Genomic DNA, 432 nt, shown 5'->3' with positions numbered 1-432 from the left:
CGCACATCGTGCCGATTGCCGGGGAAAGCTATCGGCTGAAGCACCAGCGACAGGCCGGGATGATGAGGGGGAGCGATGTTGCAGAAATTGGCTGAACACGGACGGTGTTCAGCGACGGCGGTGTATCAGTTTTAAATCGCTGGCACGAAAAAATCTGTATCAGTTTTCAATCGCCGTTGACAAACGGGACAATATCTATGATGATCTTGCTTCCGGCGGTCGTGATGATCGCCCTGGCTTGACTGCCTGCCTCAAGTCATTGCGTGACGGCGATGTGCTGGTGGTCTGGAAGCTCGATCGCCTCGGACGATCGCTTGCCCATCTGGTCAACACGGTGAAGGAGCTGTCAGACCGCAAGATCGGCCTGCGGGTTCTGACTGGAAAGGGCGCTCAGATCGACACCACGACTGCGTCCGGTCGCATGGTGTTCGG

Annotated in this window: 1 protein-coding gene; it reads left to right on the top strand. The window is 56.9% G+C overall.

Translation table 11 applies throughout. The features are described 5' to 3' along the window. Positions 1-139: 139 nt before the first annotated feature. A partial coding sequence (locus tag E2K74_RS14485; RefSeq protein ID WP_227548050.1) for a recombinase family protein occupies positions 140-432 on the top strand: 293 nt, incomplete at its 3' end.

It is taken from the genome of Acinetobacter sp. RF15B, assembly GCF_007558235.1.
Taxonomy (GTDB): Bacteria; Pseudomonadota; Gammaproteobacteria; order Pseudomonadales; family Moraxellaceae; genus Acinetobacter; species Acinetobacter lwoffii_C.
This window is presented reverse-complemented; position numbering and strand designations above follow the sequence as displayed.